This is a genomic window from Streptomyces sp. NPDC001617, from assembly GCF_053596855.1.
Map to the genome: position 1 here is coordinate 15586 of NZ_JBSFHA010000128.1, position 8046 is coordinate 23631.

6 protein-coding genes are annotated in these 8046 nt (G+C 72.9%); 5 read left to right on the top strand and 1 reads right to left on the bottom strand.

What is annotated here, in order from left to right; all coding sequences use genetic code 11:
• A partial coding sequence (locus tag ACWC09_RS49045) for a hypothetical protein (RefSeq protein ID WP_450858381.1) occupies positions 1-257 on the top strand: 257 nt, incomplete at its 5' end.
• A 566-nt stretch (positions 258-823) separates the two neighbouring features.
• Here ACWC09_RS49045 and ACWC09_RS49050 read toward each other — a convergent pair.
• A complete protein-coding gene (locus tag ACWC09_RS49050) occupies positions 824-1789 on the bottom strand; it encodes a helix-turn-helix transcriptional regulator (protein WP_450858382.1) in 966 nt (321 codons plus the stop codon).
• Between the two features lie 62 nt (positions 1790-1851).
• Here ACWC09_RS49050 and ACWC09_RS49055 point away from each other — a divergent pair, with 62 nt between their 5' ends.
• From ACWC09_RS49055 to ACWC09_RS49070, 4 genes are all read left to right on the top strand, one after another.
• Positions 1852-3387, top strand: a complete 1536-nt coding sequence (locus ACWC09_RS49055) for an MFS transporter (RefSeq protein WP_450858383.1) — start codon at positions 1852-1854, stop codon at positions 3385-3387.
• 355 nt (positions 3388-3742) lie between these two features.
• Positions 3743-4504, top strand: coding sequence for a DeoR/GlpR family DNA-binding transcription regulator (locus tag ACWC09_RS49060; protein ID WP_450858385.1), 762 nt, complete (start codon positions 3743-3745; stop codon positions 4502-4504).
• The gene (pfkB, locus tag ACWC09_RS49065) at positions 4501-5448 is read left to right on the top strand and encodes a 1-phosphofructokinase (RefSeq protein ID WP_450858386.1); all 948 of its coding nucleotides are present in this window, start codon (positions 4501-4503) and stop codon (positions 5446-5448) included. Before ACWC09_RS49060 ends, pfkB begins: the two co-directional genes overlap by 4 nt.
• Before the next feature lie 340 nt (positions 5449-5788).
• The gene (locus tag ACWC09_RS49070; protein ID WP_450858388.1) at positions 5789-7960 is read left to right on the top strand and encodes a PTS fructose transporter subunit IIABC; all 2172 of its coding nucleotides are present in this window, start codon (positions 5789-5791) and stop codon (positions 7958-7960) included.
• Positions 7961-8046: the final 86 nt, after the last annotated feature.

Below are 8046 nucleotides of genomic sequence, written 5' to 3' on the forward strand. Positions count from 1 at the left end.
CGGGGCGGGTGCGGTGGGGGATTCGGGTGGCGGGGGTGCAGTGGGCGACGCGGGGGCCTCAGCCGACATGCGTGGTGCGGGTGCTGTGGTCGGCGCGGGCGCTGAGAGCCACTCGGGTGGAACGGCCGGCGCGGGTCTGGCGGGTCGCGTGGGTGCTGAGAGCGACGTGGCCGGGGCGGGTGCGGTGGGGGATTCGGGTGGCGGGGGTGCAGTGGGCGACGGCGGTGGCGCAGCCGACGGGGGTGGCGCGGGCGTAGTGAGCGGCGCGGGGGCTGTGGGCGGCGCGGCTGACTCAGGTGTCGTAGACGCGGACAACGTTGGCACGGGGCTCGTCGGCTCAGCCGAACTGCGCTTTGCCGCGGCGGTGGCCAGTGCGGCCGTACGGACGGCGGTCGAGACGTGGGCGACGGGCCGCGCACCGGCCACCGGACCGGAAGGGCCGGCGGCGTTGGCGCTGCGGAACCTGGAGGCGCTGCGGGGCTTTCCCTGGGGGCGGATCGCGGGGCCCCGGCGGGCATAGCTGCGGGCCGGCGAGCTGCGGGCGCCTCGGCGGCCCGGCCGCGGGCGGCCCGGCCGTCGGCAGTCGTGCCGACGGGGCAGTGCGCGGCCCTGAGCGGGCACTCCTGCCACGGGGGTGGTGCCCGGTGCCCGGCCTGGCCGGCGGGCAGTCGTGCCACCGGGGCGGTGCCCAGGTGTCCGCCGCTGAGGAGGACCGCACCCCGTCGATGCCGGGGCTGTGTGACTCACCCTCGGCTCGTCCCCGCTCCCGGCATCCCAAACTTCGGCCCCGCTCCCGGCACCCGAACCCTCGGCCGTCGCCTCCTCACCCACCTCCGCCGCGAACCAGCCGCCCGCCCAACTCCCGTACGCACTCCGCTAGTTCCGCGGGCTCCCGCACCCTGAACTCCACCCCCGTCATCGCCAGCCGCACCGCCGTCCACTCCACCGGGTCCGTGGCCGTCGCCCGCAACCGGCAGGTCCCCGTGTCGACCACCTCCGGCACCCCCAGCCACGCCGGCACCTTCGCCGCGACCGCCTCCGCGGGGGCGTCGAACGTGACGTCGATGGCGTAGGACTGCTGATGCCGTTGCATGGACCGCCGCAGATACTCGGCGGCATCTCCCGTCGGCAGCTCCCGCGGAGCGAACCGCGCGCCGGTCGCGAAGGGCTCGGTCACCCGGTCCACGCGGAAGGTGCGCCAGTCGGCGCGGTCGAGGTCGTAGGCGACGAGGTACCAGCGGCGCCCGGTCGAGACGAGGCGGTACGGCTCCGTCAGCCGGCGCGACTCGGTGCCGTCGCCGGCGCGGTAGGCGAAGCGCAGGCGTTCCTGGCCGGCCACCGTGGAGGCCATGACCGTCAGCGTCTCGGGCGCGATGCTCGCCCCGTCCCCGCTGGTCAGCGGCGTGGTCGCGGCCTGGAGCGTGGAGACGCGGTGGCGCAGGCGCGAGGGCAGCACCTGTTCGAGCTTGGCGAGGGCCCGTACGGACGCCTCGTCCACGCCCGCCAGGGCATGCCCCGCCCCCGCCCGCAGCCCCACCGCGATCGCCACCGCCTCCTCGTCGTCGAGTACGAGCGGCGGCATCGCCTTGCCCGCGACCAGCCGGTAGCCGCCGTCCGCGCCCATGGTGGCCTGCACGGGATAGCCCAGCTCACGCAGCCGGTCGATGTCCCGCCGGACGGTACGCCGGGAGACACCCAGCCGCTCGGCGAGCTCGCCGCCGGGCCATTCGCGGGGCGTCTGGAGGAGGGAGAGGAGCTGGAGGAGTCGCGCCGGGGTGTCGGTCGTCATGAGTTCGAGGATGCCGGAGAACTAGGACATGAACTGACCTATTGGGGTCGTAGCTTCAAGGTATGACCTCCACCGAAACCCTTGTCGACAGCTCGGCTCCTGACGTGGCCACCGCTGCGGCCGCTGCTCCGGCCCCCGCTCGGGACCGAGCCGCGGGCGCGGACCGCCGTCGCTGGTTCGCCCTCGCGATCGTGATGACCGCGGCCTTCATGGACCTCGTCGACGTCACCATCGTCAACATCGCGATCCCGTCGATCCAACGGGACGCGGGCGCCTCCTTCAGTCAGATCCAGTGGATAACCGCCGGGTACGCGCTCGCCTTCGCCGCCGGTCTGGTCACCGGCGGACGCCTCGGCGACATCCACGGCCGCAAGCGGCTGTTCCTGGTCGGCATCGCCGGCTTCACATTCGCGTCGGCGCTGTGCGGCTTCGCGGCGAACCCGGAGATGCTGGTCGCGTCCAGGATTCTGCAGGGCGGGATGGCCGCGATGATGGTGCCGCAGGTGCTGTCGATCGTGCACGCGACCTTCCCGGCTCATGAGCGGGGCAAGGTCTTCGGGCTCTTCGGGGCGATCGTCGGACTGGGTGCGGTCTCGGGTCCGCTGCTGGGCGCCCTGCTGACGGAGTGGAACCTCTTCGGCCTCGAATGGCGGCCGATCTTCCTGATCAACCTTCCCGTCGGGATCGCGGCCCTGATCCTCGGCAGCCGTTTCATCACCGAGTCGAAGGCACCGAAGGCGCTGAAGCTGGACCTGGTGGGCGTGGCCCTGGTGACCCTGGGGCTGCTGATGCTGCTCTACCCGCTGACCAGGGGCCGTGAGCTGGGCTGGCCGCTGTGGGGGTACGCGTCGATGGGCGGCGCGGTCCTGGTCTTCGCGGCGCTGGTGGCGTACGAGAGGCGGAAGACCGCGCGGGACGGCTCGCCCCTGATCGAACTCTCCCTGTTCCGGGTGAAGAGCTTCGCGGCCGGGATCGCCGTGCAGACCGTCTTCGGCGTCGCGCTCGGCGTGTTCTTCCTGGTGTGGACGCTGTACATGCAGATCGGCCTGGGCTGGAGCCCGCTGCGGGCGGGGCTGACGGGCGTCCCCTTCTCGATCGCGGTCTCCACGGCTGCCGGGCTGTCGGTGCAGAAACTGGTCCCGCGCTTTGGTCGCCGGGTGCTCCAGGCGGGTGCGCTGCTGATGGCGGCGGGCGTGCTGCTGTACATCTGGGAGTCCGACCGGTACGGGCTCGGGATCGCGTCCTGGCAGATGGCGCTGCCGCTGGTCGTGATGGGTGTCGGCATGGGGCTGATCGTCGCCCCGCTGACGGACGCGGTGCTCTCCGGCGTCCCGCGCGAGCACGCGGGCTCGGCGTCGGGGCTCATCAACACGGTTCAGCAGATGGGCAACGCGCTGGGGCTCGGACTGGTGTCGGTGGTCTTCTTCGGCGCGATCGACGACCACTTGGCACCGGAACGGGTGGGGCCGGCGTTCGTGGACGCTTTCCAGGGGGCGCTCGGATGGGTCGCGGGAGTGATGGGCCTGATCTTCCTGCTGATGTTCGCGCTGCCGGGGCGGGTGGCTGCGCACGAGCAGACGGAGCCGAGCGGGAGCTGAGACGGTCCACCGACGCAGAGCGCGCACCCCGGCCCGGGGTTGTACCGGGCCGGGGTGTCGTGTTGTCGGCCGCAGAAGCCGTGCCGCGCCGGCGACGGCACCGAGCGCGGACATCCCTCAGACCGACAACATGATCAAGGGGGCCGCCGACCACACTGAGGCCGCCCGCAGGGAACTGGCGCCCGCCGTCATCGCCGCCCAGCAGAAGACCACGTCGCAGCGTCACCGCTGAAGGCGGAGCCGGTGATGCCCGTTTGTGTCTGCCTGGCGCCCGAAACTGTTTACTTTCCGGAAATCCGGGCGTAGCCTCCCCCCTGAAACCACAAGTTCGGGCACAAGCCGGAGGTGAACGGACATGTACGCACCGGAGCGGCAGCAGGAGATCCTCCGGCTCGCCCGTGACGGCGGCCGGGTGGACGTGGTGTCGCTGGCAGAGGAGTTCCAGGTGACGGCGGAGACGATTCGCCGGGACCTGAAGGCCCTCGACCGCGCCGGCCTTCTCCGCCGGGTGCACGGCGGGGCCATACCGGCCGGACGTCTCGACTTCGAGCCGGACCTCGCCGAGCGCGAGGGCACCTCCGCCGACGAGAAGGACCGCATCGCCAAGGCGGCCGTGGCTGAACTGCCCACCCATGGCACGCTCGTCCTCGACGCCGGTACGACGGTGGCCCGGCTGGCCGCCGCGATCCCGCTGGAGGCCTCACTCACCGTCGTCACCCACAGCCTGCCGATCGCCGCGCGCCTCGCGGACCACCCCGGCATCCAGCTCCACCTCGTCGGGGGGCGCGTCCGGCACCGTACGCGCGCCGCCGTGGACGCCTGGGCGCTGCGCGCCTACGGCGAGATCCGTGCCGACGTCCTGTTCGTGGCCGCCAACGGCTTCTCCGCCGACCACGGCCTGACCACCCCCGACCTCGCCGAGGCCGCGGTCAAGCGCGCGGCTCTGGCCGCGGCCCGTCGCGTCGTGTTGCTCGCCGACTCCTCCAAGCACGGCCAGGAGCACTTCGCCCGTTTCGGCGACCTGAGCGACGTGGACCTGCTGATCACCGACAGCGGGCTGAGCCATGAAGACGCCGTCGCCATCGAGCGCGGCGGCACGGAAGTAGTTCGCGCATGATCCTCACCGTCACCCCGAACCCGTCCCTGGACCGCACCTACGAGGTCCCCTCCCTCGACCGCGGCGAGGTCATCCGCGCCACCGGCGAGCGCATGGACCCCGGCGGCAAGGGCGTGAACGTCTCGCGCGCCGTCGCGGCCGCCGGGCAGCGCACGGTCGCCGTTCTGCCCCTGGGTGGTGCGCCCGGGGCGCTCGTGGCCGCCCTGCTCGACGCGCAGGGCATCGAGGTCGCGCCGGTACCGGTGGCGGGAGCCACCCGCTCCAACATCGCGCTGGCGGAGGCGGACGGGGTGCTCACCAAGATCAACGCGCCGGGCCCGGAGCTGTCCGCGGAGGAGCAGGAACTGCTCCTGGAGACGGTGCGCGAGCAGTCGCGCGACGCCTCGTGGATCGCGTGCTGCGGGAGCCTGCCGCGGGGGCTCGCGCCGGCGTGGTACGCCGATGTGGTCGCGCGGGCGCACGCTGGGGGCGCGCGGATCGCGTTGGACACCTCGGGGCGTGCGCTCCTGGAGGCGCTGCGCGAGCGGCCCGACGTGGTGAAGCCCAACGTCGAGGAGCTCGCGGAGGCCGTCGGGCGCCCCCTGTTCACCGTGGGCGACGCGGTGAAGGCGGCCGAGGAGTTGCGCGAGATGGGCGCACGCGCCGTGCTCGCGAGCCTGGGCGCCGACGGGCAGTTGCTCGTCGACGGCGCGGGCGCCTGGTTCGGCAGCGCGCGCGTGGACGCCGTACGCAGCAATGTGGGCGCCGGTGATTCGTCCCTGGCCGGTTTCCTGATCGCGGGTGGCAGTGGTCCGGAGGCGCTCGCCTCGGCGGTGGCGCACGGCGCGGCGGCCGTCCAGTTGCCCGGCAGCGTGATGCCGACGCCGGGGGATCTGGATCCGGCGGCGGTCACGGTGACGGCCGAGGTGCCGGTGGATCGCGTACTGACGGAGCCTGCGTCATGAGCCTTTGTACGAGCTTCAGTGCGGCGCCCCGCGTGGGGGCGCGGCCGGCGCCAGGCGCGAGAGCGCACGTGGTGGCGCGCGCCGTCCGCTTCCACGTCGCGCCGCCCGCTGCGCCACGCGCCGCGGTGCACCCCGATTCGGCCCTGGAACGGCGAGACTCCCCGTTACTCGCCGCGGCCGACAGGAGGCAGGGTCACCTGAGCCGCCCTGTTGCCCTGGGGAGGCGGGGTTTCCCCGGCCCCGCCTCCGCCGGCTCCGACGTTCTTGCCACCCCCCTCACCCCCGTCCCCACCCCCGCCCACCCCACACCCCGGGCGATACGCGTGCGAAGGAGCCCGCGATGAGCGACATGATCACCGCGGACCTGGTCGATCTCGACCTGTCCGCCGATACCAAGGAAGCGGCGGCGCGTGCCCTCGCCGAGCGCATGGTGGCCCTGGGCCGGGTGACCGACCTGGAGGGTTTCCTCGCCGACGTGGCCGCCCGCGAGGCGCAGATGCCGACCGGCCTCGACGGCGGCATCGGCATCCCGCACTGCCGCAGCGAACACGTCACCGAGCCGACGCTCGCCTTCGGGCGCAGCGCCGCCGGCATCGACTTCGGTGCGGCGGACGGCCCCGCCGACCTGATCTTCCTGATCGCGGCGCCCGCGGGTGCCGACGACGCCCACCTGACGATCCTGTCGTCGCTGGCCCGGCAGCTGATGAACGCCGAGTTCACCGGCGCGCTGCGGTCGGTGGGGGACGCGGCGAGCGCGGCCGCGCTGATCCGCGGGGACGAGGCGTCGGCTGCCGACGAGGGGTCGGCTGCCGACGAGGGTGGTGCCGAGGGCGCGCACGGCGCTTCCGACGGCACGAAGGGCGCCGCGAGCGCCTCCGAAGACTCCGCTGCGGCGTCGGGGGCGGCCTCCGTCGACGCCGCAGCGGGTAGTACGGCCCCGGCGGCCGGTGCGAGTGTCGAGGACACCTCCGCCCCGACGCCGAGCACCCCCTCCGAGGGCGAGCGCCCCTTCCGTATCGTCGCCGTGACCTCCTGTCCGACCGGCATCGCCCACACGTACATGGCGGCCGAGTCCCTGGAGAACGCGGGCCGCGAGGCGGACGTCGAGGTGGTCGTCGAGACGCAGGGCTCGGCCGGCTTCACCCGGCTCGACCCGGCCGTCATCGCCGCGGCGGACGGCGTGATCTTCGCCCACGACGTCCCCGTCCGCGAGAAGGAGCGCTTCGCGGGCAAGCCGACGGTCGACGTCGGTGTGAAGGCCGGTATCAACCGCCCCGGCGAGCTGATCACCGAGGTGCGCGGCAAAGCGGCGCGTGGTGAGGTGACCGCGGGCGCTCCCTCAGGCGCCGGTACGCCGGTCGAGCGTGCCGGTGACTCCGGCGAGGGCTACGGCACCAAGCTGCGCAAGTGGCTGATGTCCGGCGTGAGTTACATGGTCCCGTTCGTCGCGGCGGGCGGTCTGCTGATCGCCCTGGGCTTCGCGATCGGCGGCTACAAGATCAAGTCGGCGCCGTCGGTCATGGACCACTTCGTGTGGACGCAGACCGACAGCTGGGCCGCGCTGATGTTCCAGATCGGCGCCGTGGCCTTCGGGTTCCTGGTCCCGGTTCTGGCGGGCTACATCGCGTACGGCATGGCGGACAGGCCGGGCCTCGTCCCCGGCTTCGTGGGCGGCATGATCGCGTCCACCATCAACGCGGGCTTCCTCGGCGGCCTGGTCGCCGGTCTTCTCGCCGGTGGTGTGGTGATGGCGATCCAGAAGATCAACATCCCGGCGGTGCTGCGCGGCATCATGCCGGTGGTGGTGATCCCGCTGATCTCCTCGGCGATCGTCGGCTTCCTGATGTTCGTCGTCGTGGGCAAACCCATCGCCTCCGCGCAGAAGGGCATGACCGACTGGCTGAACGGCCTCTCCGGCTCCAACGCCATCCTGCTCGGCGCCCTGCTCGGCCTGATGATGTGCTTCGACCTCGGCGGCCCCGTCAACAAGGTCGCGTACACCTTCGCCACCGCAGGCATCGCGGTCTCCAACCCGAGCGACTCCGCGATGAAGATCATGGCCGCGGTCATGGCCGCCGGCATGGTCCCGCCGCTCGCGATGGCGCTGGCCACCACGGTCCGCGGCAGGCTCTTCACCGCGACCGAGCGCGAGAACGGCAAGGCCGCCTGGGTCCTCGGCGCCTCCTTCATCTCCGAGGGCGCCATCCCGTTCGCGGCGGCCGACCCACTGCGCGTCATCCCCTCCTCGATGGTGGGCGGCGCGATCACCGGCTCCCTGTCGATGGCCTTCGGCGCCACGCTGCGGGCTCCGCACGGAGGCATCTTCGTGGTGCCGCTGATCGGCAACGCCTTCCTCTACCTGATCGCCATCGCGGTCGGCGTGTGCGTCACCACCGCCCTGGTGGTCGCCCTGAAGGGCATGCGCAAGCCGGCGCCGGGCGCCGTGTCCGCCGGCGCGACGGACGACACCGCAACGGCTGCGACTGAGGCGAAGCAGCCGGTCGCGGCCTGACCCCCCGCCGCAAGGAGCACCGGTCGGCCGCGGTCCAGTAAGGGAAGCGAAATGACCAGCGATGACGCCCAGGTCACGCCCACGGT

Coding starts and splice junctions, on each gene's coding strand:
- ACWC09_RS49070 (WP_450858388.1), top strand. CDS start 5,789: ATGAGCGACATGATCACCGCGGACCTGGTCGATCTCGACCTGTCCGCC.
- ACWC09_RS49050 (WP_450858382.1), bottom strand. CDS start 1,789: ATGACGACCGACACCCCGGCGCGACTCCTCCAGCTCCTCTCCCTCCTC.
- pfkB (WP_450858386.1), top strand. CDS start 4,501: ATGATCCTCACCGTCACCCCGAACCCGTCCCTGGACCGCACCTACGAG.
- ACWC09_RS49055 (WP_450858383.1), top strand. CDS start 1,852: ATGACCTCCACCGAAACCCTTGTCGACAGCTCGGCTCCTGACGTGGCC.
- ACWC09_RS49060 (WP_450858385.1), top strand. CDS start 3,743: ATGTACGCACCGGAGCGGCAGCAGGAGATCCTCCGGCTCGCCCGTGAC.